Source organism: Streptomyces sp. AC627_RSS907, assembly GCF_019049165.1.
In genome coordinates this window covers 1-636 of sequence record NZ_JAGMUE010000538.1, presented here as the reverse complement: position 1 = coordinate 636, position 636 = coordinate 1, and the positions used below count along the sequence as shown (strand labels likewise).

The 636-nt window shown below is 65.9% G+C and carries 1 protein-coding gene; it reads right to left on the bottom strand.

Translation table 11 applies throughout. From position 1 onward, the window contains the following. The coding region (locus KUM32_RS36895) for a DUF3662 domain-containing protein (RefSeq protein ID WP_308408816.1) at positions 1-436 on the bottom strand (436 nt) is incomplete at its 3' end. Between the last annotated feature and the right edge of the window lie 200 nt (positions 437-636).

Genomic DNA, 636 nt, shown 5'->3' with positions numbered 1-636 from the left:
GTCCCTGCGGGGCGCCGTGCGGCGGCCCCGCGGCCGGACCCGGCTGCGGGCTCTGACTCTGACTCGCGGCGAGTGTGCGGCTGCGCACCCGGTACAGACCGGTGTCGAGGTCGTCGGCCTTCTCCAGGTGCACCTTGATGGTGCCCATGAAGGTGTAGCGCTGCTGCTGGGCGTAGTCGCGGACCATGCCGGACAACTCGTCACCGAGCTGTCCCGAGTACGGGCTGAGCCGCTCGAAGTCCGGCGCGCTCAGCTCGACGATGAAGTCATTGGGGACGACGGTGCGGTCGCGGTTCCAGATGGTGGCGTTGTTGTCGCACTCACGCTGGAGCGCCCCCGCGATCTCGACCGGCTGGACTTCGGACTTGAACACCTTGGCGAAGGTGCCGTTCACGAGACCTTCGAGACGCTGCTCGAAGCGCTTCAGTACTCCCACGGGGCACCTCCTTCCTTAGTCTTCCTCGGTCGTGTCGTCTTGATACTGCTTACTGATCGTATCCACGCGTCGGGAAATCGGCTGGTTCCCCTTCCTGGCCCGGTGCGAGGAGTGTCACCCCTCACAGCGGAGTCTCCCCCTTCACCGGGATCGTAGATGTGCCCCAGAGCTAGTGTCCCGCAACTGAGCGGGTCCCCGGG